The organism is Nocardioides flavus (ex Wang et al. 2016), from assembly GCF_014653115.1.
Taxonomy (GTDB): domain Bacteria; phylum Actinomycetota; class Actinomycetes; order Propionibacteriales; family Nocardioidaceae; genus Nocardioides; species Nocardioides flavus.
This window is the reverse complement of record NZ_BNAD01000002.1, coordinates 197257-221066: the sequence shown is the minus strand read 5'-3', so window position 1 is coordinate 221066 and position 23810 is coordinate 197257. Positions and strand designations below refer to the sequence as shown.

Here is a 23810-nt window from a genome sequence, read left to right as displayed (position 1 = left end):
GATGACCACGCAGATCGACGTGCTCACCTCGCGCGAGGTCCCGCTGGGAGGTCCCCGGGCCATGCGCGTACGACGGACGCTGCCCCAGCGGCACCGCTCGCTCATCGGCGCCTGGTGCTTCGTCGACCACTACGGGCCCGACGAGGTCGACCAGACCGGCGGGATGGTGGTCGCCCCCCACCCGCACACCGGCCTGCAGACCGCGAGCTGGCTCTTCGAGGGCGAGATCGAGCACCGGGACTCGGTCGGCACCCGGGCGATCGTGCGTCCGGGCGAGCTCAACCTGATGACCTCCGGGCGCGGCATCTCCCACACCGAGGTCTCCACCGAGGGCACGTCCGTCCTGCACGGCGCCCAGCTGTGGATCGCGCTGCCGGACGGCGCGCGCCACACCGACCCCGGCTTCGAGCACTTCGTCCCGGAGCCCGTGCGCGGCCCCGGCTGGGAGGCCCGGGTCTTCCTCGGCTCGGTGCTGGGCGCCGAGTCGCCTGTCGCGACGCACTCCCCGCTGCTGGGTGCCGAGATCATGCTCGCCACCGGCAGGTCCCTCGAGATCGAGGTCGACGAGTCCTTCGAGCACGGCGTGCTGCTCGACGTCGGTGCGGTCGACGTCGACGGCACCGACCTCAAGCCCAGCGACCTCGCCTACGCCGCCCCGGGCTCCCGTACGCTCACCGTCACCGCCCACGAGGAGGCCCGACTGCTGCTCCTCGGCGGGCCGCCCTTCGGCGAGCCGATCGTGATGTGGTGGAACTTCATCGGTCGCGACCACGACGAGATCGTGGGCTACCGCGAGGAGTGGCAGGCCCAGATCCGCGACGGCCGCCAGGTCGACGGCCGCTTCGGCGTGGTCGACATCGACATGGACGCGATCCCCGCGCCCGAGATGCCTCACGTCCGCCTCAAGCTCCGGCGCTGAGCGATGGGCTCACCCGTGATCGTCGGCGACGACGGCCTGCCCCGCTGCCCCTGGGGTGCCGGCGACGCGGTCAACCTCGCCTACCACGACACCGAGTGGGGACTGCGGGTCTCCGGCGAGTCCGCCCATCTCGAGCGACTGACGCTCGAGGCGTTCCAGTCCGGCCTGTCGTGGCGGACCATCCTCGACAAGCGCGAGAACTTCCGCGCGGCCTTCGCCGGCTTCGACGCCGACGTCGTCGCGGCCTACGGGCCCGGCGACGTCGAGCGCCTGATGGGCGACGCCGGCATCGTGCGCAACCGGCGCAAGGTCGACGCGGCGATCGCCAACGCCCGAGCCACCGTCGCGCTGCGCGAGACCGGCGGCCTCGAGGAGCTCATCTGGTCCTTCCGTCCCGACCCCGGCCCGGCACCGCTCACCACCGCCGACGTCCCGACCACCTCGCCCGAGTCGGTCGCGCTGTCGAAGGCGCTCAAGAGGGCCGGCTTCGCCCACGTCGGGCCGACCACGATGTACGCCCTGATGGAGGCGATCGGGCTCGTCGACGACCACCTCGAGGACTGCCACCGGCGCGGTTGTGCGGGCTGAGGGCAGGTCCTAGCCTCCGTCCATGACGCGCGTGCACGCCTTCACCGATGACGCCCTGGCCGACCTCGACGCGACCGGTCTCGTCGCCGCACTCCGGGCGGGCGAGGTCTCGGTGCCGGAGGTCGTCGAGGCGGCCATCGCCCGCACCGAGCAGGTCGACGCCGCGCTCGGAGCGGTCGCCCACGCCGCCTACGACCGCGCCCGCGCCGAAGCAGCGGACCCGCGCGGCGGCTGGTTCGCCGGCGTGCCGACGTTCGTCAAGGACAACGTCGACGTGGCGGGCATGCCGACCCAGCACGGCGCGGACGCCTTCACGGCCCGGTCCGCGACGGCCGACGGCGACTTCGCGCGGATGTACCTCGCGACGGGGCTGATCCCGCTCGGCAAGACCCAGCTGTCGGAGTTCGGCTTCTCCGGCGCGGCCGACCACGTACGCCTCGGTCCGGTGCGCTCGCCGTGGAACCCCGACCACTACGCGGGCGCCTCCTCGGCCGGGTCCGCCGCGCTCGTGGCCGCCGGGGCCGTGCCGATCGCCCACGCCAACGACGGCGGCGGGTCGATCCGGATCCCGGCCGCGGTCAACGGCCTCGTCGGGCTCAAGCCCACCCGCGGCCGCCTCGCCCAGGACCGGATGATGCGCGACATGCCCGTACGCATCGTCTCCGACGGCGTCCTGACCCGCAGCGTGCGCGACACCGCCGCGTTCTACCGCGAGGCCGAGAAGATCTGGCGCAACCCGCTCCTCGCGCCGGTCGGCGACGTCACCCGGCCCAGCCGGGCGCGGCTGCGGGTCGCGGTCGTGACGCAGGGCATCGGCCGCGAGTGCAGCCCCGAGGTGCGCGAGCTCACCCTCGCCACGGCCGCCCTGCTCGAGTCGCTCGGCCACCACGTCGAGGAGGTGGAGAACCCGGTCCCGGCGAGCTTCCCGGACCACTTCGTGCGGTTCTGGTCGCTGCTCGCCTACGTCATCGCCAAGCGGGGTCGCAAGGACTACGGCGACACCTTCGACCCCACCATGCTCGACAACCTCACGCTCGGACTCGCGCGGCACGCGGCGCGCAACCTGCACAAGCAGCCGCTGTCGATCGCGGTGCTGCGTCGCTCGCAGCACCTCGCGGCCCGCCACCGCGCCTCGTACGACGTCACGCTCACGCCGACGCTGGCCACCGAGACGCCGCGCGTGGGCCACCTGCGTCCCGACCAGGACTACGAGGAGATCATGGACCGGCTGATGGACTGGGTCGCGTTCACCCCGCTCCAGAACGCCACCGGCGAGCCCGCCATCTCCCTGCCCCTCGCGACCACCGCCAGCGGCCTCCCGCAGGGCATGATGCTGGGCGCCGGAGCCGGTCGCGAGGCACGTCTGCTGGGGCTCGCCTACGAGCTCGAGGAAGCGGTCGGCTGGCCCCGGATCCAGGAGGCTGCAGAGGCCGGATGACGCACCGCCCAGGCCGATTTCTCATCGCGGCGGGGCGTGTGTATCGTTCTCCGTCGTTGCCCCTTTAGCTCAGTCGGCAGAGCGTCTCCATGGTAAGGAGAAGGTCTACGGTTCGATTCCGTAAAGGGGCTCTGGGTCGGGTCTCCTCCGGGAGCCCCCGACCTCCGCGGCGGGGTAGCTCAGGTGGTTAGAGCACACGGCTCATAATCGTGGTGTCGCGGGTTCGAGTCCCGCCCCCGCTACCACCAGTGTCCGCCAGCTCCACCCCGCACCACCCGCCAACGCAAAGGTTCTCCTCATGGCCAGCAAGTCTTCTGACGTTCGCCCCAAGATCACGCTCGCGTGCACCGAGTGCAAGGAGCGCAACTACATCACGAAGAAGAACCGTCGCAACGACCCCGACCGCATCGAGCTGAAGAAGTTCTGCCCGCGCTGCCGCGCGCACACGGCTCACCGCGAGACCCGCTGACGCTTCTCCTCCTCCACTCCGACCCGTCCGTGCCATCGGACGGGTCGTTGTGTGTTCCGGGCGTGATCTAGGGTCGGGGCATGCCCGTCGACTCCTCGCTGGTGGGACGTGAGTTCCCCGCGCCGGCCCCCCTGACCATCACTTCCGACCGGGTCGCCGCCTTCGCCGCCGCCGTCGGCCACCCCGGGGCGGACGTGCCGCCGACCTTCCCGATCGTGCTCGCCTTCGACGCGATGCAGGCCTTCCTCGACGCCGAGCGCATCGACCTGCACCGCATCGTCCACGGCGAGCAGCGTTTCGCCTACGTACGCCCGCTGGCCGTCGGTGACGAGCTCAGCGCGACGCTGACCGTGACCGGCCTGCGCCAGATCGGCGGAGCCGACATCATCGCCACCGCCAGCGAGCTCACCGACGCCACCGGCGCCGTCGTGTGCACCGGCAAGGCCACCCTCGTCCACTCGTCCGCGGAGGCCGACCAGTGACCGCGCAGCTCGCCGCCGGGGACGTGCTCGGCCCCACCACCTTCACCGTCACCCGTGCCGACCTCGTCGCCTACGCCGACGCCAGCGGCGACCACAACCCCATCCACCAGGACGAGGACGTCGCCCGCAGCGTCGGTCTCCCCGGGGTGATCGCGCACGGCATGTACACCCTCGCCCTGGTCGGCCGCGCGGTCGCCGAGTGGACCGGCGGGGCCGAGGTGGTCGACCTCGGTGCGAAGTTCACCAGCCCGGTCGTCGTCCCGGCCGAGGGCGGGGCCGAGGTGGTCGTCGGTGGCACCGTGAAGTCGGTGGCCGACGGGCTCGCGACCCTGTCGCTCGAGGTCACCTGCGGCGGCCAGAAGGTCCTCGGCATGCCGAAGGCAGTCGTACGTGCCTGACCTGCGCGACCACACCACCCTCCGCCTGGGTGGTCCGGCCCGCGAGTGGGTACGCGCCACCACCGAGGCCGAGCTGATCGCCGCGGTCGCCGAGGCGGACGCCGCCGGCACGCCGGTGCTGCTGCTGGCCGGCGGCTCCAACCTGGTCGTCGCCGACGAGGGGTTCGACGGCCGGGTCGTGCAGGTCGCCACGACCGGGGTGGCCGCCGACACCGACACCTGCGACGTCGACGCCCTCGCCCAGTGCGGCGGGGTCGTCCTCACGGTGGCTGCCGGCGAGGACTGGGACGCTCTGGTCGCCCGCGCGGTCGCGCACGGCTGGGCCGGCATCGAGGCCCTGTCCGGGATCCCCGGCGCGGTCGGCTCGACACCCATCCAGAACGTCGGCGCCTACGGCCAGGAGGTTGCCCAGACGATCTCCCGGGTCCGTACGTGGGACCGCGTCGAGCGCACCCAGCGCACCTTCGCCGCCGCCGACTGCGGCTTCGGCTACCGGCACAGCCGGTTCAAGGCCGAGCCCGGTCGACACGTCGTGCTGGAGGTGACCTTCCAGCTGAGGCAGGGCGACCTGTCCGAGCCTGTGGCGTACGCCGAGCTGGCGTGCCGTCTCGGCGTCGAGGCCGGCCAGCGGGCGCCGCTGTCGGAGGTCCGCGAAGCCGTGCTCGCGCTGCGGTCGGGCAAGGGCATGGTCCTCGACGCCGCCGACCACGACACCTGGAGCGCCGGCTCGTTCTTCACCAACCCGTTCCTCACCTCGGAGCAGGTGGCCGCCCTTCCCGAGGGTGCGCCGCGGTGGGAGCAGCCCGACGGGTCGTGGAAGTCGAGCGCCGCCTGGCTGATCGAGCACGCCGGCTTCGGCAAGGGCTACACCAGCGCCGCGGCTGGCGAGCGGGTGCGCCTGTCGACCAAGCACACGCTCGCCCTCACCAACCGCGGCGACGCCACCACCGACGAGCTGCTCACGCTGGCCCGCGAGGTGCGCGACGGCGTGCGCGAGAGGTTCGGCGTCACCCTCGTCAACGAGCCCGTGACGGTCGGCTGCTCCCTCTGAGGACCTCGCCGTCGCCACGGTAGTCAGGGACGTTCTGGTAGGTCGGACCCCTGGTTGGCCTACCAGAACGTCCCTGACTACCGCAGCGGGTGGGCGGAAGGGGGCACCCAGTCTCAGGCGAGCCAGGCGGCGATGTCGCGCTTCGCGGCCAGGACGACGTCCGACGGCGCGCACGAGGCCTCGAAGGACATCTCGGCCAGGCGGGCCAGGGTGGCGTCGTCGAGGTCGTGCGCGGCGCGCATCGTGGCGTACTGGCCGGCGAGGCGCGACCCGAACAGCAGGGGGTCGTCGGCTCCGAGCGCGACCGTCGCGCCGGCTGCCAGCAGCTGCGGCAGCGGCACCGACGTCAGGTCGGAGTAGACGCCCAGCGAGACGTTCGAGGTCGGGCACACCTCGAGGGCGATCCCGGACGCGACGACGCGCTCGAGCAGCGCGGGGTCCTCGACGGTCCGTACGCCGTGGCCGAGGCGGTGCGCCCCGAGACTGTCGAGGCACTGGCGGACGTGGTCGGGACCGCGCAGCTCCCCGCCGTGCGGGACGAGCATCAGGTCGGCGCGCCGGGCGATCCGGAAGGCGCCCTCGAAGTCCTCCGTGCGGCCGCGGCGCTCGTCGTTGGACAGGCCGAAGCCGACCACCCCGCGCCCGGCGTACTGGGCGGCGAGGCGCGCGAGCGTACGCGCGTCGAGCGGGTGCCGGGTGCGGTTGGCGGCGACGACGGCGGCGATCGCGAGGCCGGTGCGCTCGGTGGCGTCGCGCACGCAGTCGAGGACCAGGTCGGTGAAGGCAGTGATCCCGCCGAAGCGCGCGGCGTACCCGCTGGGGTCGACCTGGATCTCCAGCCACCGACCGCCGTCACGGACGTCGTCCTCGGCCGCCTCGAGCACCAGCCGGCGCACGTCCTCGGGCGTGCGCAGGACCGAGCGCGCCACGTCGTAGAGACGCTGGAAGCGGAACCAGCCCTTCTCGTCCGCCGCGCTGAGCTGCGGCGGCCAGTCCTCGACGAGGGAGTCCGGCAGCACGACGCCGTCGCGCTCGGCGAGCTCGAGCAGCGTCTCGTGGCGCATCGACCCGGTGAAGTGCAGGTGCAGGTGCGCCTTCGGCAGCCGGGAGACGTCGCGCAGGCGTCGCGAGCCGTCCGCCCCCGTTGCCGTCATGCGTCGCATCGTAGGCGCCACGGCGACCTCGGTTCGACGCGGGCCGGACCGGCCACGTATGCTTCCCGATTGGTGGTTTCGCCACATGCTTCGGCATGCCCCAGCGATGGGGACAGGAACCGTCGAAGGGCACTAGCTCAACTGGCAGAGCATCGGTCTCCAAAACCGAAGGTTGGGGGTTCAAGTCCCTCGTGCCCTGCGAGAGATCACTGCACCAGCAGCACGCACAGCAACAACGAGAAGGTGGATGACGTGGCCGACGGCAACGCGGTTCAGGACCGGCGCGACTCGCGCGGCGACGACCGTGGGCGCACCAGCCCCGTCACGTTCCTGCGCCAGGTGGTGGCCGAGCTCCGCAAGGTGGTGTGGCCCACCCAGCAGCAGCTGATCACCTACTTCTTCGTCGTGCTGGTCTTCGTCATCGTGGTGATGGCGATCGTGACGTTGCTCGACCTGGGCTTCGGCAAGCTGGTCTTCGAGGTCTTCACCGGCAGCAACACCCAGTGACGATCGCGGCAGTGATCCACCGCTCGTGAATCCCGCCGGGTGATCCCGGCCCCGGCCCCGCGGCCGGAACCAGCAACGACGTACGGAGTGAGACGTGTCTGAGAACAATGACGTGGACCAGGTCGACGACCAGGTCGAGTCCGTCGACGAGGCGACCCCGGAGGACGCCTCCGCGGACCTCGTCGCGGACACCGACGAGACCGTGACCGACGGTGCCGACGAGACCGGCGAGACCGGGTCTGACGTCGACGAGGTCGCCGGCGACGAGGACGAGGCTGCCGAGGCCGCCGAGGAGAACGACCCGCTCGAGGCCTTCCGTCGCGAGCTGTGGGCCAAGCCCGGCGACTGGTTCGTCGTGCACACCTACTCCGGCATGGAGAAGCGGGTCAAGCACAACCTCGAGAACCGCATCATCTCCCTCAACATGGAGGACTACATCCACGAGATCGTGGTCCCCACCGAGGAGGTCGCGGAGATCAAGAACGGCCAGCGCAAGATGGTCACCCGCACCGTGCTCCCGGGTTACGTCCTGGTCCGCATGGACCTCACCGACGAGTCCTGGTCCGCCGTGCGCCACACGCCCTCGGTGACCGGCTTCGTGGGCCACAGCCACCAGCCCGTGCCGCTGAGCATGAGCGAGGTCGAGGACATGCTCGCACCCGCCGTCGTGGCCGTCGCCGAGGCCGAGGCCGCCGCGGCGGGCGAGAAGGGCTCCTCCACCACGCCGCGCAAGCCGGTCGAGGTCGCCGACTTCGACGTCTCCGACTCCGTCATGGTGGTCGACGGCCCGTTCGCCACGCTCCACGCGACGATCACCGAGATCAACGCCGAGTCGCAGCGCGTCAAGGCGCTCGTCGAGATCTTCGGCCGCGAGACCCCCGTCGAGCTCTCCTTCTCGCAGATCCAGAAGGTCTGACGCCAGGCCCCGACGATTGGCGTCTGGCCGCCATGCGGCCTGACAATGCAGTAGCGACAACCCGTGGCAGGGGGCAGTGGCCCTCGTCATGACCACACGAGAGAAAGTAGAAGGCAATGCCTCCCAAGAAGAAGATCGCCGCACTCGTCAAGGTGCAGCTGCAGGCCGGTTCGGCCACCCCGGCCCCGCCGGTCGGTACGGCGCTCGGTCCGCACGGCGTCAACATCATGGACTTCTGCAAGGCCTACAACGCCCAGACCGAGTCCATGCGCGGCAACGTGATCCCCGTCGAGATCACCATCTACGAGGACCGCTCGTTCGACTTCATCACCAAGACCCCGCCGGCCGCCGAGCTCATCAAGAAGGCTGCCGGTCTCTCCAAGGGCTCCGGCGTCCCGCACAAGGAGAAGGTCGGCAAGCTGACCAAGGACCAGGTCCGCGAGATCGCGACCACCAAGCTGCCCGACCTCAACGCCAACGACATCGACGCGGCCATGAAGATCGTCGAGGGCACTGCGCGCTCGATGGGCATCACGACCGACTGACACGTGGGAGAGCCGCGCTGGCTCGCTAACCACATCCTTCGCACCAGAGAATCGAGAAGACAATGCAGCGCAGCAAGACCTACCGCGCGGCCGCCGAGACGTTCGACAAGGACGAGCTCTACGCCCCGCTGGCAGCCATCAAGATCGCCAAGTCCGGCTCCAAGAAGAAGTTCGACGAGACCCTCGACGTCGTCATGCGCCTGGGTGTCGACCCGCGCAAGGCCGACCAGATGGTCCGCGGCACCGTCAACCTCCCGCACGGCACCGGCAAGACCGCCCGCGTCCTCGTGTTCGCCAACGCCGACAAGGCCGACGCCGCCCGCGAGGCCGGCGCCGAGTTCGTCGGTGGCGACGAGCTGATCGAGAAGGTAGCCGGCGGCTGGCTCGACTTCGACGCCGTCGTCGCCACGCCCGACATGATGGGCAAGGTCGGCCGCCTCGGTCGCGTCCTCGGCCCTCGTTCGCTCATGCCGAACCCCAAGACCGGCACGGTCACCCCTGACGTGGCCAAGGCCGTCACGGACATCAAGGGCGGCAAGATCGAGTTCCGCGTCGACCGGCACGCCAACCTGCACTTCATCATCGGCAAGGCCTCCTTCTCCGAGGTCCAGCTGGCCGAGAACTACGCCGCCGCCCTCGAGGAGGTGCTGCGTCTCAAGCCCGCCAGCTCCAAGGGTCGCTACATCAAGAAGGTCACCGTCTCCACGACGATGGGCCCCGGCATCCAGGTCGACCCCAACCGCACCAAGAACGTCGCGAGCGAGGACGAGGCCGTCCAGGCCTGAGCCGCACCTGGCCCACAGCCGCGCACTCCGTACGGCCCGGTCGCCCCTCAGGGGCGGCCGGGCCGTTTGGTTGTGGAACCATCGGGTAGAACGACCGCAGGCAACCAACCCGCCCTGACCTCCGCACCACTCGTCCCAGGAGACACACATGCGCGTCACGTCCCTTGCCCGCCGCCTCGGCTCCGCCGCCCTGGTCCTGACCCTGGGAGCCGGACTCGCTGCGTGCAGTGACGACTCCTCCTCCACCGACTCCTCGAGCTCGGCCACGGACGAGAGCACGGACGAGGGCACCGACGAGTCGACGCAGGACGCCGAGGAGACCGAGGAGCCGGCCGAGGCGTCGCTGGCCGAGCTGTCCGCCGCCGACTTCTACCCGGCGGTGATGGAGGCGCTGCAGGAGGCCGAGACCTTCGCCTTCGAGACCACCTCCGACACCGGTGGCCAGACCCAGACGATGTCCGGCACGGCCCGCTTCGGCGACGACGGCATGGAGATGCAGGCGACGGGCAGCGGCGCCCAGGCGATGGACATGATCCTGCTCGACCAGGCGATGTACATGAAGTCGCCCGAGCTCGGCACGGGGGACAAGTGGCTCAAGATCGACCTGAGCGACCCCAACTCGCTGTTCGGGATGATCGGCAAGGCCACGGACCCCGAGGTCATGTTCAAGGCGATGGAGGAGCCCAAGGATCTCGAGCTCGTCGGGTCCGAGGAGGTCGACGGGGTCGACACCAACCACTACCGGATCACGCTCGACCCCACCCAGTACGTGAAGGCCATGGAGTTCCCCGCGGCGATGGCCGACATGCTCCCCAAGGAGCTGGTGACCGAGATGTGGGTCGACGCCGACAACCTGCCGCGCAAGTTCACCCAGACCACCGAGTCGCCGGCCGCGGGCGGCGTGAAGCCAACGACCTCGACCACCGAGGGCACCTACTCCGACTTCGGCACCGACGTCGAGATCGAGGCGCCCCCCGCCAGCGAGGTCACCGAGCAGCCGGGCCTGTGACCCGGGTCGGCGGGCGGGTCACTCCCGGAAGACCCGCTCGTCGATCAGCTGCTCCTTGACCTCGGTGCCCGTGGGCACGAAGCGACCCTGGTCGAAGCGGGTGCGGAACTGGAGCACGGCACCGTCGCGGCCGAAGCGGTTCTTCTCGATCGTCAGCACGGCGTACTCGCGGAAGCGCTCGGCGTTGCCGAGGTCGTAGGTCAGGTGGTGGCGCGCGACGATGTCGAACTTGTTGTTGAGCACCAGCACGACGTCGGCCTCGTACGCCAGGGCGCTCGAGCCGCGCAGGTCGTTGGCCCGCATCCGCTTGCCCGACCGCAGCGCCTCCTTCTCGGCCGCGGCGATGGCCAGGACCGGGGCGTTGATGTCGATGGCGAGGTCCTTGAGGCCCTCGACGATCTGGGTGGTGCTGGCCTCCTCGTCCTCGTGCATGGACTTCACCTTCTGGAGGTAGTCCACGATCACCAGCGGGGTGGTTCCGGACAGCTCACGGACCGCCTCGATCGCGTTCTGGATGGCGTCGAGGTCCGTCCGGGTGCCCGTCGAGCGGTGCACGAAGAGCATCTCGGAGTACTGCGAGACCTTCGTCAGCGCCTCGACGCCGGAGGGCACCGACTCCAGCCGGTGCTCCAGGGAGCTGACCCACAGGTCGTCGAAGATCGAGCGGATGGTCGTGACCCGGACCTGGTCGGAGTCGTCGAGCTCGCCCGCCTCCATGGCGATGAGCTTCTGGGTCAGGTCCTCGGCGTCGTGCTCGTAGGAGAAGTAGAGGACGGGCCGTCCGGTCGCGGCGTTGTTGCGCGCGACCTGCAGGGCGAAGGTCGACTTGCCGAGTCCCTGCGGGCCGGCAAGGAGGACGAGCGACCCGGCGCGCATCCCGCCGCCGATCAGCGGGTCGAGGCCGACGAAGCCGGTCTTCCACACGCGTCCGGCCGCGTTGCGCCCGGTGAGCATGCGTTCGTCGCTGCGGGCCAGGGAGGCCCCTACGGTCATGAGCTGGTGGTCCACGGGCCCATGCAACCAGTGTTGGGGGCCGCGGGTGGGCCGATTGCCCGGTTTGGCGGGCGTCCGGCGCCGATTTGTCGCGTCCGTGTGCCGCCGCGTACAGTTCCCACTCGAAACCAGAGACCGCAGGTTGTCGTGAGCTCCAGCTCGTGACCGAAGGTTCGCAGCAGCGGACGGCCGGCGCAGGTGTCAGAGCAGCGGCCTCGCCGCCATCACGCCCTGAGCCTGTGCTCAGGGCGTTCGTCGTCTGTGGGCCGGACGCCGGTGGTCAACCCCGGAAGGAGACCCATGGCGCGGCCAGAAAAGACTGCCGCCGTCGCAGAGATCGTTGACTCGTTCAACGGCTCCGCCGGCGCTGTGCTGACCGAGTACCGCGGGCTCACCGTGAAGCAGCTGCAGGACCTGCGGCGCTCCCTCGGCGAGAACGCCAACTACGCCGTGGTCAAGAACACGCTCGCCAAGATCGCCGCCACCGAGGTGGGGATCGAAGGCTTCGACGACCTGCTGACCGGCCCCACCGCCATCGCCTTCATCAATGGAGACGTGGTCGAGGCCGCCAAGGGTCTGCGTGACTTTGCCAAGGCGAACCCCGCCCTTGTGATCAAGGGTGGAGTCCTGGACGGCAAGCCGCTCGACGCTGCCGAGGTGGCCAAGCTGGCCGACCTCGAGTCGCGCGACGTGCTGCTGGGCAAGATGGCGGGCGCGATGCTCGCCTCGCTGTCCCAGGCCGTCTACCTGCTCAACGCGCCGATCGCCCAGGCCGCCCGTCTCGCGGGTGCGCTGCAGGCCAAGGCCGAGCAGGACCCCTCGATCCTCGCAGGTGGTGCCGGCACGCCGGCCGCTGCCGAGGACGCCCCGGTGGAGGAGGCACCCTCTTCGGAGGAGGCCGCCGAGCCCGAGGCGACCGACGAGGCAGCCGACACGGCCGCCGAGTCCACCGACGCCTGACCGGGCCGACGTACACCACCTGAAACCCCGGCGCCCCGCGCAGATGCGGGTGCGCCACACATGGAAAGGTTTGCCATCATGGCGAAGCTCAGCACCGACGAGCTCCTTGACGCCTTCAAGGAGATGACCCTGATCGAGCTCTCCGAGTTCGTCAAGCAGTTCGAGGACACCTTCGGCGTGACCGCCGCCGCCCCCGTCGCCGTGGCCGCCGCCCCGGCCGCCGGTGGTGCCGCCGGTGGCGACGCCGCCGCCGAGGAGAAGGACGAGTTCGAGGTCGTCCTCGAGGCCGCCGGCGACAAGAAGATCAACGTCATCAAGGAGGTGCGCGCCCTCACCTCCCTCGGTCTGAAGGAGGCCAAGGACCTGGTCGAGGCCGCCCCCAAGACGATCCTCGAGGGTGCCAACAAGGAGACCGCGGACAAGGCGAAGGAGGCCCTCGAGGCCGCCGGCGCCACCGTCACCGTCAAGTGACGATCCGCTAGTCGCTCCAGCACGTCCCAGCCGAGGGGCGGCCACCGAGAGGTGGCCGCCCCTCGTGCCATTTCAGGGTGCCGCGCGCGCTGTCGCCGCGGCGGCGCACGGTCTACAGTGACCAGCACTGGATGCGCATCACGAAATGAGTTGCTCCATGCGCAACAAGCGAACTGCGGCGACGATGGTCCGGCTGCTGGAGAACGCCCGGTACGAGGTGCTGCCCACCGCCTCCACGGAGGACAAGGTCCTCGCGCACCTGCCCCGCGACCGTACGATCACGGTGACGGCCTCGCCGTCCCAAGGGCTGGCTGCGACCCTCGAGCTCGCCGAGCGCCTCACCGGTCACGGCTACACCACCGTGCCGCACCTTGCCGCCCGGATGGTCTCCGGCCGCGGTGAGCTGGTGGAGATCGTCGAGCGGCTGCGTGGCAAGGGCGTCACGAGCGTGTTCGTGCCCGGGGGCGACGCCGAGACCGTCGGCGACTACCCCGACGCCCTCGCCCTGCTGGAGGACCTCAAGGAGCTGGGCTCGCCCTTTGCGCACGTGGGGATCACCGGCTACCCCGAGTCGCACCCGACGATCCACGACGACCTCACGGTGCAGTCGATGTGGGACAAGCGGCGTCATGCCACGCACATCGTGAGCAACCTGACCTTCGACCCCGCCGTCGTGCGCGACTGGGTGCGCCGGCTTCGCGCCCGCGGTGTCGCCATGCCGCTCCTGCTCGGGATCCCCGGCCCGGTCGAGCGCGCGAAGCTCCTCGCGATGGCCACCAGGATCGGCGTCGGCGAGTCGACGAGGTTCCTCGCCAAGAACAAGGGCGTCTTCGCCCGCCTGGCCGCGCCGGGCGGCTTCACCGGCGAGCGCTTCCTGGAGAGGTGTGCGCCGGCCCTCGGCGAGGAGGGTGCGCTCGTCGAGGGCCTGCACGTCTTCACCTTCAACCAGGTCGCCGAGACCGAGGCGTGGCGTACGGGGATGCTCGAGCGCCTGCGCGACGCCCACGGGCGGTAGTCAGGGACGTTCTGGGGGCGTACGGGGCCGTCTGCCCACCAGAACGTCCCTGACTACCGGGCAAGGTGCTCGGCGAGGGCCCGCTCGAGGCCGTGGTCGCCGGTCTCCACGACGGTGAGGGGGAGCCCCAGCGTGGTGGCGGCCTGCTGCGCGAGGTCGTGCAGGTCGTCGTCGGGCTGCTGCGCCAGCCAGACCACGCGCGTGTAGTTGCCGAAGTAGGCCTCGCGCAGCTCGGGGTGGCGGTCGAGCCCCATCTCCTGCACGACGGTCCGGGCGAACGAGCGCACCAGGAAGTCGGTCAGCAGGTAGGTCCCCGGCTGCTCGTCGAAGAAGCGCTCGAGCCGCGACTCCCCGGCGTACACGTCGTAGCAGTGCAGCCCGGGGAGGCGCGCGACGCCGAGCTCGTGACACACGTCGTCCAAGGCGCCGTACGTGCCGCAGTCGGCGTAGCCGATCACGACCCGGGCGTACGTCTCCGCGAGCCGCTCGGCCAGGGCGCGCACCTCGCCGGCGATACGAGCGGGGTGGTTGTGCAGCAGCGGCGGCAGTGGGTGCACGTCGACGGCCCAGCCGTGGCGCTCGACGACAGCGGCGGCCGGCTGGGCGATGGCCCCGCAGGCGATGAAGGCGACCCGGTTGGGCGCACCCTCCTCAGCGCCCGAACGCGAGCTGCTCGACGAAGGCGTCGTTGAAGTCGGGGCGGTCGGAGAGCTCGACATAGGTCACCTCCTCCAGCAGGGCCAGGGCGCCGGCACGCTCGCGTACGGACAGCAGGGCCATCTTGGCTCCCTCGCCGGCGACGTTGCCGGCGGCGACGATCCGCAGCACGGGCAGCCGCGGGACGAGGCCGATGCGCACGGCCGAGGCGGGGGAGAGGTAGCTGCCGAACGAGCCGGCGAGCAGCACCTGCTGCACGTCGCGGTGCTCCAGGCCGAGCTCGGCGAGCAGCAGCGACCAGCCGGTGGAGATGGCGGCCTTGGCGAACTGCAGCTCGCGGACGTCGCGCTGCGAGAGGTAGACGCACTCCGCCGGGTCGACCCCGGGACCGGGCCGGTGCAGCACGAACACGCGCTCCTCGCCGACGCGGGCGAGCCGGTCGGCGAGGGCCGGGGCGACGCCCTTCGCCTCCTCCTCGGGCACGAGGCGGCCGCTGGCGTCGAGCAGCCCGACCCGTACGAGCTCGGCCACGGCGTCGACGAGGCCGGACCCACACAGGCCCCGCGGCTCGACGTCGCCGATCACGCCGAGGGTCACCGCAGCGTCGGGGTCCTCGGCGTGCGGGTCGACCTTGACGACCTCGATCGCGCCGTCGGCGGCCCGCATCCCGCACCTGATCGCGCCTCCCTCGAAAGCCGGGCCCGCAGGGGCCGCCGTGGACAGCAGCGTCTCGCCGTCGCTGAGCACGATCTCGCAGTTGGTGCCGACGTCGATGAACAACCGCGTGCGCTTGTCGCGGTCCATGCCGGTGGCGAGCATCCCGGCGACGATGTCGCCGCCGACGTAGGCCCCGAGCGCCGGGAAGAAGAACGCCCGGGCGCGCGGGTGGAGGTCGAGCCCGATCTCGGAGGCGAGGACGTCGGGGGGCTCGGCCGCGGCCATCACGAACGGCGCGACCCCGAGCGGTTCGGGGTCGATGCCCAGCACGAGTGCGGTCATCGTCGCGTTGCCCGCCACGGCCACCTCGTAGACGTCGGTCGGCTCGACCCCGGCCTCGCGGCACACCCGCCGGGCCAGGTCGGCCAGGGTGGCGCCGGCCGCCTGCTGGAGGCGGCCGAGCGCGGCGGGGTCCATCATCGTCGCGCTGATCCGGGTGATCACGTCCCCGCCGAAGGGCTGCTGCGCGTTGAGCGACGAGGCGACGGCGAGGGGGGTCCCCGTGCCGACGTCGAGGAGCGTGCCGACGACCGTCGTGGTGCCGAGGTCGAAGGCGATGGCGTAGCGGAACGCCGTGGTGTCGCCGGCTTCCACGTCGACGAGCGCCTCGTCGAGGACGACCGCGGTCACCTTGAAGTCGGCCTGGCGCAGCACCGTGGCGAGCCGCCGCAGGACGTGGAGGTCCGCGGTGAGCTCGAGGTCGTCGATGGCGTCGGTGAGCCGCACGAGGTCGGTGCGCTGGTCGGACAGGCTCGGCTCGGCGAGCTCGACGTAGCGCTTCTGCAGCGCGGGACGCAGGATCACCTGCCGGCCGATCCCGACGGTCGCCGCCTTGGGCCGGGTGGTCAGCGGGGGTACGTCGACCGCGAGGTCGCGGGTCGCGTGGAGCAGGCAGCCGAGCCGCCAGCCGGCGGAGAGCTGGTCGGCGGTGAAGGTGCGCACGTCGTGGCGGGTGAGTGGCACCTCGACCTCGGAGGTGACCCGGATCCGGCACTTGTGGCACGTCCCGTGCCCGCCGCACGTCGAGTCGATGGCGATGCCGTTCCACGAGGCGGCGTCGAAGACGGTCACCCCGGGCGGGACCCGTACGCCGCGCTGGGCCGGCGCGACCTCGGTGCCGTCCTCGGCCGTGCTGTGGACGGTGAAGGCGAGGTCGACGCGACCGGTGCCGTCGTGGGGCGCGGGCTCGGCGCCCGGCCGCTCGATCAGCCCTTCACGGGCGACGTCCGCGAGGGAGAAGTCGGGCCCGTCGATCGGTCGGGTCATCGGGCTGTCTTCACGCGCCGTCCGCGGCCGCCTGCTTGGCGCGGTGGGCGGAGATCCACGCCATGCCCCAGTCGTCGTGGCCGAGGAAGACGTCGGCCGCCTTCACCGCCTCCACCACCTGCGGCGTGCGGGCGTCCATGATCGCGCTGGTGAGCCCGGAGGCCATCGCCATCGGCAGCCAGGTGGCGTTGAGGGTGTGCCGACCGGGCATGCCGAAGGAGACGTTGGAGGCGCCGCAGGTCATGTTGACCCCGAAGTCGTCGCGGATGCGGCGCATCACCTCGAAGGTGACCAGGCTGGTCGTGGTGTCGGCGCCGATCGGCATGGCCAGCGGGTCGATCACGATGTCGGCCTGCGCGATGCCGTACTCCTGGGTGGCGACCCGGACGATCTTGGCGGTGAGCTCGAGCCGCTTGTCGGCCTCCATCGGGATCTCGTCGTGGTCGTTGGGCAGCGCGATGACCGCCGCGTCGTGCTTCTTCACCAGCGGCAGGATCAGCTCGAGGCGGTCGTCCTCGGCCGTGACGGAGTTGACGAGCGCCCGGCCCTCGTACGCGGCGAGACCGGCCTCGAGGGCCTCGACGACCGAGGAGTCGATGCAGACCGGGAGGTCCGTCAGCTCCTGCACCATCGTGATCGCCCGGGCCAGCAGGTCGGGCTCGTCGGTCAGCGGTACGCCCATGTTGACGTCGAGCACGTCGGCGCCGCCCTCGACCTGCGCCTTGACGTCGCGCTCGATCGCGGAGAAGTCGCCCTCGCGCAGCTGCTCCTGGAAGATCCGGCGTCCGGTCGGGTTGATCCGCTCGCCGATGACGGTGAAGCGGGTGTCGTGACCGATGACCACCTCGCGCGAGGCGGAGCGCAGGACCGTCCGCAGCGGCTCCGCGATGCTCATGCCGGGACCTTCGTGCGCTTGGCCTCGAGCAGGCTCTTGGCGCGCTTCACGGTCTGCGAGGCGTCGGCGGCGTAGCCGTCGGCCCCGACCGCGTCGGCGTACTCCTGGGTGACGGGCGCACCGCCCACCATCACGATGACCTCGTCACGGAGGCCGGCCTTCTCGAGGGCGTTCATGTTGGCCTTGAACATCGGCATCGTGGTGGTGAGGAAGGCCGAGAAGCCCACGATGTCGGGCTGGTGCTCCTCGATCGCGGCGACGAACTTCTCCGGTGCCACCTGCACGCCGAGGTCGATCACCTCGAAGCCGGCCCCCTCGAGCATGATGTTGACGAGGTTCTTGCCGATGTCGTGGACGTCGCCCTTGACGGTGCCCATGAGGAACCGGCCGACGGTCTCGACGCCGGTCTCGGCGAGCAGCGGTCGCAGCCGCTCCATCGCGCCCGCCATCGCCCGGCCGGCGATCAGCATCTCGGGGACGAAGAAGTCGCCGCGCTCGAAGCGGGCGCCGACCTCCTCCAGCGAGGGGATCAGCGCGTCGAAGAGCAGCGTCTGCGGCTCCATCGACAGATCGAGCCCCTGGTTGGTCAGCTCGAGCACGCGCGGGGCGTTGCCCACCAGCGTCTCGTCGTACAGGGCCTGCAGGATGTCCTCGGGGGTCACGCGACCACCTCCTCGTTCTCGGTGCGAGCGGTGCCGCCGACCGTGGTCGGACGGGCGGGGCCGCGCAGGAGGGACGACAGCGCGGCGGACCGGTCCAGCAGCCGGCGGCCGAGCTCGTCGGCCCGCTGGGCCAGCCGGGGGGTGGGACCGGAGATCCCGAGCGAGGCGACGACGTCGTCGCGCACCCCGAAGACGGGGACCGCGATGCCGGTGAGCCCGATCTCGAGCTCGTCCTGCGTCAGCGCCCAGCCGCGGCGGCGTGCCTGTTCGCAGTCGCGGCGCACGGCGTCGGCGTCGGGCAGCGTGGACGGTGTGGGTCGCTCCAGGTCGCCCTCGGGCAGCTCGAGCGCACCCCAGGCGAGGAGGACCTTGCCGAGGGCCGAGCAGTGCGCGGGCACCTCGACGTCGGTCCAGTCGCGGGTGCCGAGCAGGAAGGTCGAGTCGACCTGGGCGACCTGCACCACCCGCTCGCCGCGAGCGACGCTGAGGTGCACGGTCTCGCCGGTGTCGGCCCCGAGCGCGTCCATCACCGGCCGGGCGAGCCGGACCAGCTCCTCCCACGGGTCGTGGCGTGCTGCGTAGAGCCAGAAGAGGCGACCCGCGACGTACGACCCTGACGGGTCCCGCTCGAGCAGCCCCGAGCGCTCGAGCGCGGTCAGCAGCCGCGACGTCGTCGACTTGGCGAGGCCGCTCGCGTCCTGGAGGTCGGCGAAGGACATCGGCTCGTCGGCGTGCACGACCGTGGCGACCAGGTCGGCGGCGCGGTCGAGGGCCCGCGTCCCGGTGGCGGTCTCGCTCACGTGCACTCCTTCGCTGGGGGTTCCCAGGGGTTCCATGATGTGGAACCGTGTTCCACATCATGAGGCTAGAAGCCGGCTGACGGCCAGGTCAAGGGAGGGTCCGTGTTCCGCAACGCGATGCCGCGATACGAGGTGCTGTCCGAGGAGGCCATGGCCACCCTCGACCGGGGATGGCGCCGGCTGATGACCGAGATCGGCGTGGAGTTCATGGACGAGCGCGCCCTCGCGCTGTTCCGCGCGGCGGGCCAGCGCGTGGAGGACAACACCGTCTTCCTCGACCCCGACTTCGTCCTCGAGCAGGTCGCCACGGCGCCGCGCGAGTTCGACGTCCAGGCCCGCAACCCGGCCAACAACATCCACATCGGCGGCGACTCGATGGCCTTCGGTGCGGTCTACGGCCCCCCGTTCGTGCGACAGGGGGAGGTACGCCGCGACGCCACCATGGAGGACTTCCGCAGCTTCACCCGGCTCGCCCAGTCCTTCGCGGTGCTCGACTCCGCGGGCGGCGTGATCTGCGAGCCCAACGACACCCCGCTCGACAGCCGCCACCTCGACATGACGTACGCCCTGCAGACGCTGACCGACAAGGTCTACATGGGCAACGTCGTCTCCGGGGTCAACGCCGCGGACACGATCGCGATGACGTCCATCCTGTTCGGCTCACGGGAGGCCATCGAGGAGACGCCGGCCACGATCTCGCTCATCAACTGCAACTCGCCGCTGCGCTGGGACGACCGGATGCTGGAGGCCCAGCTCGAGTACTCCGCCGCCGGCCAGCCGGTGGTGCTCACCCCGTTCATCCTGATGGGGGCGATGTCGCCGGTGACCATCCCGGCCGCCCTCGTCCAGCAGATCGTCGAGGCCCTGTCGGGGATCGCGCTGTCGCAGCTGGTCCGGCCGGGGACGCCGGTGATCTTCGGGTCGTTCCTGTCCAACATCGACATGCAGTCGGGCTCCCCGACCTTCGGCACCCCGGAGTCGGGCATCGGCCTGCTGTGCACCGGCCAGATCGCCCGGCACTTCGGCCTGCCGTTCCGCACCGGCGGGGGACTGACCTCCTCGCAGGTGGCCGACGCCCAGGCCGGCTACGAGTCCCTGATGACCCTGATGCCGACCTTCCTCGCCGGCGCGAACTGGGTGATGCACTCGGCCGGGTGGCTCGAGGGCGGGCTGGTCGCGGGCTACGAGAAGTTCATCGTCGACGTCGAGCTGCTCCAGATGCTGCGCCACGAGTTCACGCCCCTGGAGATCGACGAGGCCTCGATGGCCTTCGACGCCCACCAGGAGGTCGGCCACGGCGGGCACTTCCTCGGGGCGATGCACACGATGGAACGCTTCCGCACGTGCTTCTACCGTCCGCTGCTGTCGTCCTCGGAGAACTACGAGCGATGGATGCGCGGGGGCGGCCACGACGCCAACGCGCGCGCGAAGCTCGCCTACGAGAAGGTGCTCGAGGAGTACGAGCAGCCGCCGCTCGACGACGCGGTCCGCGAGGAGCTCGAGGACTACGTCGTCCGCCGGCGGGCCGAGCTCGGCGACTGACCTCCTGGGCCAGCGGGCCGCGTGCGGTCAGCTGAGCCCGAGGATCGTCCCGTCGTCGGCGAGGTCGATGCGCGCCGCGGACGGCTCGCGCGGCAGGCCGGGCATGGTCATGATGTCGCCGCACACCACGACCACGAAGCCGGCGCCGGCCGAGAGGCGTACCTCGCGCACGTGCAGCTCGTGGCCCGTCGGTGCGCCCAGCTCCGCCGGGTCGGTCGAGAACGAGTACTGGGTCTTGGCGATGCACACGGGGAGCTGCGAGTAGCCGTCGCGCTCGATGCGCTGCAGGCGCCGCCGAGCCCGGGCGTCCCAGGTCACCAGGCCGGCGCCGTAGAGGCGGGTGGCGATGGCCTCGACCTTCGCGGTGAGCGAGAGGTCGTCGTCGTAGGTGTAGGAGAACTCGTACGGCGACGGCTCGGCCAGCGACGCCAGCACGCCCTCCGCGAGGTCCTTCGCACCGTTGCCCCCGTCGGCGAAGTGCGTGGCGGGGAAGGCCCGTACGCCCTCGTCGGCCACCAGCTCGACGACGCGCTCGACCTCGCGGTCGGTGTCGGTGGGGAAACGGTTGACCGCCACCACGGCGGGGATGCCGTAGACCTCGCGGACGTTGGCCAGGTGGCGGCGCAGGTTGGCCATCCCGGCCTCGACGGCGCCGACGTCCTCGCGACCGAGGTCGGCCAGCGGCACCCCGCCGTGGTACTTCAGGGCCCGCACGGTCGCGACCACCACGGCCACGTCGGGACGCAGGCCCGACTTGCGACACTTGATGTCCACGAACTTCTCCGCGCCGAGGTCGGCGCCGAAGCCCGCCTCGGTGACCACGATGTCGGCCAGCCGCAGCCCGGCGCGGGTCGCCATCACCGAGCTGCAGCCGTGGGCGATGTTGGCGAACGGACCGCCGTGCACGAAGGCCGGAGCACCCTCGAGCGTCTGCACCAGGTTGGGCGCGAGGGCGTCGCGGAGCAGCGCGGCCATCGCCCCCTCCGCGCCGAGGTCGCGGGCGGTGACCGGCGTCATCGCGCGGGTGTAGCCGACGACGATGTCGCCGATGCGCCGCTTGAGGTCGGCCCAGGACTCGGTGAGGCAGAAGATCGCCATCAGCTCGGAGGCGACGACGATGTCGAAGCCGTCCTCGCGGGGGAAGCCGTTGGCGTGCCCGCCGAGCGCCACCACGACCTCGCGCAGGGCGCGGTCGTTGGTGTCCACCACGCGCTTCCACGTCACGCTGCGTACGTCGATGTCGAGCTCGTTGCCGTGGTGCACGTGGTTGTCGATCAGCGCGGAGAGCAGGTTGTTGGCCGCCGCGATGGCGGCGAAGTCGCCGGTGAAGTGGAGGTTGATGTCGGTCATCGGCACGACCTGGCTCCACCCGCCGCCGGCCGCGCCGCCCTTCATGCCGAAGACCGGACCCATGGACGGCTCCCGCAGGCACGCCATCGCCCGGTGACCCAGGCCGTGCAGGGCATCGGTGAGCCCGACGGTCGTGGTGGTCTTGCCCTCGCCGGGCGGGGTGGGCGAGAGGGCGGTGACCAGCACCAGCCGGCCGAGCGGGCGGTCGGCCAGCGACGTCAGGTAGCCGATGTCGACCTTGGCCTTGTGGTGGCCGTAGGGCACCAGGTGCTCCTCGCCGATCCCGAGCGTCTCCTGCGCGACCTCGCGGATGGGCCGCAGGACGGCGGCGTTGGCGATCTCGATGTCGGACTGCATGGCGGGCTCCTGGGCGATGGCGGTGGGTGCGGTTGCGGCTGGCCCGTCGCCTCAGCGGAAGACGACGGTGCGCTCGCCGTTGAGCAGGACCCGCGACTGGCTGTGCCAGCGCACCGCCCGGGAGAGCACCTGCGCCTCCACGTCGCGTCCTGCCGAGACGAGCTGGTCCTGGTCGTAGCCGTGGTCGACGCGCAGGACGTCCTGCTCGATGATCGGCCCCTCGTCGAGGTCGCCGGTCACGTAGTGCGCGGTCGCGCCCACCAGCTTCACGCCACGGTCGAAGGCCTGGTGGTAGGGCCGGGCCCCCTTGAAGCTCGGCAGGAACGAGTGGTGGATGTTGATCGCGCGCCCCGAGAGGCGCCGGCACAGGTCGTCCGAGAGCACCTGCATGTAGCGCGCCAGGACGACGAGGTGCGTGCCGGTGTCCTCGACGAGCTGCAGCAGGCGTGCCTCGGCCTCCGGCTTGGTGTCGGCCGTGACCGGGACGTGGTGGAAGTCGACGCCGTACGAGCGGGCCAGCGCCCCTGCGTCCGGGTGGTTGGACACGATGGCCGGGACCTCGATCTGCAGCGCCCCCGTGCTCGCGCGGAAGAGCAGGTCGTTGAGGCAGTGCAGGTGCCGCGAGACCATGATCAGCGTCCGGTACGGCGCGTCGGCGGCCCAGAGCCCGTACTCCATGCCGAACGCCGAGGCGACCCCGGCGAACTCCTGACGGAGGTCGTCGGCCTCGGCCGCAGCCGGGGTGACGAAGGCGATGCGCATGAAGAACCGGTCGGTGAGCCGGTCGCCGAACTGCTGGCTCTCGACGATGTTGGCCCCGCGCTCGACCAGGAAGCCCGCCACCGCGTGGACGATGCCGGGGCGGTCGGGGCACGAGAGAGTCAGGACGAACTCGGCACCTGCGGGGCGGTGCGGCATGGTGTCTCCTGGAGCGGGAGGAGGGACCGAGGCTCGCCGAACTGCTGTTGCGCTCGGCGAAACGCAGTCTGCGATACGCAACAGCTGCTGCGCTAGTGTCCCCCTCATGGCGGACACCGTGCCGAACCCAGCCCCGACCGGGGGCGGCGTGCAGTCGGTCGACCGGGCGCTCGGGATCCTCGAGGTCCTCGCGCGCACCGGCGAGTCCGGGGTGACCGAGATCGCGGGCGAGCTCGGCGTGCACAAGAGCACCGCCTTCCGGCTCGTCGCGACGCTCGAGGCGCACCGCCTCGTGGAGCAGACCAGCGACCGGGGCCGCTACCGCCTCGGTGTCGGGATCCTGCGCCTCGCCGGCGCGACCACGGCGCGCCTCGACCTGGTGCAGGAGGCCCGGCCGATCGCGCGACGGCTCGCCGCCGACACCGGTGAGACCGTCAACATCGCCGTCCTCGCCGAGAGCTCGGCGCTCTACCTGGACCAGGTCGCCGGCTCGTCGGCGCTGCAGTCCCACAACTGGGTCGGCCAGCGCATCCCGCTGCACGCGACCAGCAACGGGAAGGTCCTCCTGGCCGGCCTCGACGACGCCGGCCTGGTCGCAGTCCTCGGCACCCTGACGACCTACACCCCGCACACGATCACCGGGCGCGCGCAGCTGCGCGCGGAGGTGGCGCGGGTGCGCGAGCAGGGCCATGCCGTGGCGGTCGACGAGCTGGAGGTCGGGCTGACGGCGGTGGCCGCGCCCGTCCGCGACGCGCACGGCGACGTGGTCGCCTCGATGAGCGTGTCCGGACCGTCGTTCCGGCTCCACGCCGACCGGGTCGAGGAGGTCGTACGCCTCGTCGTGGCGGCCGCGGACGAGGTCTCCCACCGACTGGGCTGGGGGCACCGCCCACGGTCGGGGCCGGACCAGCCCAGACCTTGACGCTGGGCCCGCGCAGCAGGACCC

General features: G+C 71.3%; 26 protein-coding genes and 3 tRNA genes. 20 read left to right on the top strand and 9 right to left on the bottom strand.

Annotation, left to right across the window (positions count from 1 at the left end):
- Position 1 precedes the first annotated feature (1 nt).
- The 9 genes from IE200_RS05540 to IE200_RS05500 all read left to right on the top strand — a co-directional run bounded on the left by IE200_RS05540 (position 2) and on the right by IE200_RS05500 (position 5345).
- Positions 2-919 (top strand): pirin family protein, encoded by a 918-nt coding sequence (locus tag IE200_RS05540; RefSeq protein ID WP_191278400.1) that lies wholly within the window; start codon positions 2-4, stop codon positions 917-919.
- 3 nt (positions 920-922) lie between these two features.
- Positions 923-1507 (top strand): DNA-3-methyladenine glycosylase I, encoded by a 585-nt coding sequence (locus IE200_RS05535; protein ID WP_191278399.1) that lies wholly within the window; start codon positions 923-925, stop codon positions 1505-1507.
- A gap of 22 nt (positions 1508-1529) precedes the next feature.
- A complete protein-coding gene (locus IE200_RS05530; protein ID WP_191278398.1) occupies positions 1530-2945 on the top strand; it encodes an amidase in 1416 nt (471 codons plus the stop codon).
- 58 nt (positions 2946-3003) lie between these two features.
- Positions 3004-3076, top strand: a tRNA-Thr gene (locus IE200_RS05525).
- 37 nt (positions 3077-3113) lie between these two features.
- A tRNA-Met gene (locus IE200_RS05520) sits at positions 3114-3190 on the top strand.
- Positions 3191-3243: 53 nt separating this feature from the next.
- A complete protein-coding gene (gene rpmG, locus IE200_RS05515; protein WP_056602159.1) occupies positions 3244-3414 on the top strand; it encodes a 50S ribosomal protein L33 in 171 nt (56 codons plus the stop codon).
- 80 nt (positions 3415-3494) lie between these two features.
- Positions 3495-3896 (top strand): FAS1-like dehydratase domain-containing protein, encoded by a 402-nt coding sequence (locus IE200_RS05510; protein WP_191278397.1) that lies wholly within the window; start codon positions 3495-3497, stop codon positions 3894-3896.
- Positions 3893-4294: a MaoC/PaaZ C-terminal domain-containing protein gene (locus tag IE200_RS05505; RefSeq protein WP_229856153.1), complete on the top strand. Its 402-nt coding sequence runs from the start codon at positions 3893-3895 to the stop codon at positions 4292-4294. The genes IE200_RS05510 and IE200_RS05505 overlap by 4 nt, the downstream gene beginning before the upstream one ends.
- On the top strand, positions 4287-5345 hold the full coding sequence (locus IE200_RS05500) for a UDP-N-acetylmuramate dehydrogenase (protein ID WP_191278396.1): 1059 nt from the start codon (positions 4287-4289) through the stop codon (positions 5343-5345). The genes IE200_RS05505 and IE200_RS05500 overlap by 8 nt, the downstream gene beginning before the upstream one ends.
- A 113-nt stretch (positions 5346-5458) precedes the next feature.
- Here the strand turns inward: IE200_RS05500 and IE200_RS05495 are convergent, their stop codons facing one another.
- Positions 5459-6499: an adenosine deaminase gene (locus IE200_RS05495; RefSeq protein ID WP_191278395.1), complete on the bottom strand. Its 1041-nt coding sequence runs from the start codon at positions 6497-6499 to the stop codon at positions 5459-5461.
- A gap of 126 nt (positions 6500-6625) precedes the next feature.
- Here IE200_RS05495 and IE200_RS05490 point away from each other — a divergent pair.
- From IE200_RS05490 to IE200_RS05465, 6 genes are all read left to right on the top strand, one after another.
- Positions 6626-6698 (top strand) — tRNA-Trp (locus tag IE200_RS05490).
- A 53-nt stretch (positions 6699-6751) separates the two neighbouring features.
- Complete coding sequence (gene secE / locus IE200_RS05485) at positions 6752-7006, top strand: preprotein translocase subunit SecE (protein ID WP_191278394.1); 255 nt, start codon at positions 6752-6754, stop codon at positions 7004-7006.
- A 94-nt stretch (positions 7007-7100) separates the two neighbouring features.
- Positions 7101-7922 carry a transcription termination/antitermination protein NusG gene (nusG, locus tag IE200_RS05480; RefSeq protein ID WP_229856151.1) on the top strand — a complete coding sequence of 274 codons (822 nt, stop codon included), beginning with the start codon at positions 7101-7103 and terminating at the stop codon, positions 7920-7922.
- 116 nt (positions 7923-8038) lie between these two features.
- Positions 8039-8467, top strand: coding sequence for a 50S ribosomal protein L11 (gene rplK / locus IE200_RS05475; protein WP_191278393.1), 429 nt, complete (start codon positions 8039-8041; stop codon positions 8465-8467).
- 62 nt (positions 8468-8529) lie between these two features.
- Entirely contained in the window at positions 8530-9252 is a 723-nt protein-coding gene (gene rplA / locus IE200_RS05470; protein ID WP_191278392.1) for a 50S ribosomal protein L1, read from the top strand.
- 148 nt (positions 9253-9400) lie between these two features.
- Complete coding sequence (locus IE200_RS05465) at positions 9401-10261, top strand: hypothetical protein (RefSeq protein WP_191278391.1); 861 nt, start codon at positions 9401-9403, stop codon at positions 10259-10261.
- 18 nt (positions 10262-10279) lie between these two features.
- Here IE200_RS05465 and IE200_RS05460 read toward each other — a convergent pair whose 3' ends face one another.
- Positions 10280-11269, bottom strand: a complete 990-nt coding sequence (locus IE200_RS05460; protein ID WP_191278390.1) for a DnaB-like helicase C-terminal domain-containing protein — start codon at positions 11267-11269, stop codon at positions 10280-10282.
- A gap of 285 nt (positions 11270-11554) precedes the next feature.
- On the opposite strand from IE200_RS05460, the gene rplJ reads away from it, so the two are divergent.
- The 3 genes from rplJ to IE200_RS05445 all read left to right on the top strand — a co-directional run bounded on the left by rplJ (position 11555) and on the right by IE200_RS05445 (position 13700).
- On the top strand, positions 11555-12214 hold the full coding sequence (rplJ, locus tag IE200_RS05455; protein ID WP_191278389.1) for a 50S ribosomal protein L10: 660 nt from the start codon (positions 11555-11557) through the stop codon (positions 12212-12214).
- A 78-nt stretch (positions 12215-12292) separates the two neighbouring features.
- Entirely contained in the window at positions 12293-12685 is a 393-nt protein-coding gene (gene rplL / locus IE200_RS05450) for a 50S ribosomal protein L7/L12 (RefSeq protein ID WP_191278388.1), read from the top strand.
- A gap of 157 nt (positions 12686-12842) precedes the next feature.
- Entirely contained in the window at positions 12843-13700 is an 858-nt protein-coding gene (locus IE200_RS05445; RefSeq protein ID WP_191278387.1) for a methylenetetrahydrofolate reductase, read from the top strand.
- 53 nt (positions 13701-13753) lie between these two features.
- Here the strand turns inward: IE200_RS05445 and IE200_RS05440 are convergent, their stop codons facing one another.
- Genes IE200_RS05440 through IE200_RS05420 form a run of 5 tightly spaced genes read right to left on the bottom strand, consistent with a single transcriptional unit; the run spans position 13754 to position 18697 of the window.
- Positions 13754-14419, bottom strand: a complete 666-nt coding sequence (locus IE200_RS05440) for a DUF1638 domain-containing protein (protein WP_229856150.1) — start codon at positions 14417-14419, stop codon at positions 13754-13756.
- A complete protein-coding gene (locus IE200_RS05435) occupies positions 14352-16340 on the bottom strand; it encodes an ASKHA domain-containing protein (RefSeq protein ID WP_191278386.1) in 1989 nt (662 codons plus the stop codon). Before IE200_RS05435 ends, IE200_RS05440 begins: the two co-directional genes overlap by 68 nt.
- A 10-nt stretch (positions 16341-16350) precedes the next feature.
- Positions 16351-17235, bottom strand: coding sequence for a dihydropteroate synthase (locus tag IE200_RS05430; protein ID WP_191278385.1), 885 nt, complete (start codon positions 17233-17235; stop codon positions 16351-16353).
- The gene (locus tag IE200_RS05425; RefSeq protein ID WP_191278384.1) at positions 17232-17897 is read right to left on the bottom strand and encodes a corrinoid protein; all 666 of its coding nucleotides are present in this window, start codon (positions 17895-17897) and stop codon (positions 17232-17234) included. The genes IE200_RS05430 and IE200_RS05425 overlap by 4 nt, the downstream gene beginning before the upstream one ends.
- Positions 17894-18697 carry an IclR family transcriptional regulator gene (locus tag IE200_RS05420; protein WP_191278383.1) on the bottom strand — a complete coding sequence of 268 codons (804 nt, stop codon included), beginning with the start codon at positions 18695-18697 and terminating at the stop codon, positions 17894-17896. The genes IE200_RS05425 and IE200_RS05420 overlap by 4 nt, the downstream gene beginning before the upstream one ends.
- A gap of 102 nt (positions 18698-18799) precedes the next feature.
- Here IE200_RS05420 and IE200_RS05415 point away from each other — a divergent pair, with 102 nt between their 5' ends.
- Positions 18800-20239 carry a trimethylamine methyltransferase family protein gene (locus tag IE200_RS05415; protein WP_191278382.1) on the top strand — a complete coding sequence of 480 codons (1440 nt, stop codon included), beginning with the start codon at positions 18800-18802 and terminating at the stop codon, positions 20237-20239.
- 27 nt (positions 20240-20266) lie between these two features.
- On the opposite strand, the gene IE200_RS05410 is transcribed toward IE200_RS05415, so the two are convergent.
- Both IE200_RS05410 and purU read right to left on the bottom strand, forming a co-directional pair.
- Complete coding sequence (locus tag IE200_RS05410) at positions 20267-21946, bottom strand: formate--tetrahydrofolate ligase (protein WP_191278381.1); 1680 nt, start codon at positions 21944-21946, stop codon at positions 20267-20269.
- Positions 21947-21997: 51 nt separating this feature from the next.
- Positions 21998-22864 carry a formyltetrahydrofolate deformylase gene (gene purU, locus IE200_RS05405; RefSeq protein ID WP_191278380.1) on the bottom strand — a complete coding sequence of 289 codons (867 nt, stop codon included), beginning with the start codon at positions 22862-22864 and terminating at the stop codon, positions 21998-22000.
- Between the two features lie 106 nt (positions 22865-22970).
- Between purU and IE200_RS05400 the strand changes: the two genes are divergently transcribed.
- The gene (locus tag IE200_RS05400; protein WP_191278379.1) at positions 22971-23786 is read left to right on the top strand and encodes an IclR family transcriptional regulator; all 816 of its coding nucleotides are present in this window, start codon (positions 22971-22973) and stop codon (positions 23784-23786) included.
- Positions 23787-23810: the final 24 nt, after the last annotated feature.